Origin of the sequence: Corallococcus praedator (assembly GCF_003612125.1) — a bacterium.
GTDB classification, from domain to species: Bacteria; Myxococcota; Myxococcia; order Myxococcales; family Myxococcaceae; genus Corallococcus; species Corallococcus praedator.
This window is the reverse complement of record NZ_RAWI01000830.1, coordinates 1-651: the sequence shown is the minus strand read 5'-3', so window position 1 is coordinate 651 and position 651 is coordinate 1. Positions and strand designations below refer to the sequence as shown.

Below are 651 nucleotides of genomic sequence, written 5' to 3'. Positions count from 1 at the left end.
TCAGGGAGGGGCCGGGCTGGAACAGGGTGGGGTCGGCCACGGCCTCCGCCGCGAGGGCGGAGATCGTCCGGGCCCGGGAGGCCGGCATGCCCAGGCAGGAGAGGTCCGCGGCGGCGAGGGCCTGGGGAAGGGGAAAGGCGCGCTGGAGGCGGGCGTCCCCGGTGGACTCCGGGCCCAGGGGCTCTCCGAAGGTCGCGAGGAGGCGGTTGCCCAGGCCCCGCGCGGCGGCGACCGTCACCTGCTGGCCCAGGATGGCGCGGACCGCCAGCTCGAAACCGTCCCACCCGCCGGGGGCGCGCAGGCCAGGGCGGGCGGCGACGAGGGGTGCGAGCAGCGCGTCCCGCGACAGGTGCGCGTGGATGGCGTCCACGTCCGCGCCCACATCGAAGACGCGCCGGATCCGAGCGATGACGGGAGGCAGCATCCGCACGTCGCTGACGCGCAGGGTGGCGCGCAGGCCGTCGAGTCCCCTGGCCGGAGTGATCTCCACGGAGCCGAGACCGAGGGCATGGGTCACGGTGCGCAGGTAGCGCCCGGGTTCGACGAGCTCCAGGCCGGTGAGCGCGCGGGCCTCCAGGTGGGAGATCATCGAGCCCCAGTCATAGGGCGGCCGGTAGGGGATGAAGAGGGTGACGACGGGCACCGTGGAGG

The 651-nt window shown here is 75.3% G+C and carries 1 protein-coding gene; it reads right to left on the bottom strand.

From position 1 onward, the window contains the following. On the bottom strand, positions 1–651 hold a 651-nt coding region (locus D7Y13_RS48905), incomplete at both ends, for a DNA 3-methyladenine glycosylase 2 (protein ID WP_147452670.1).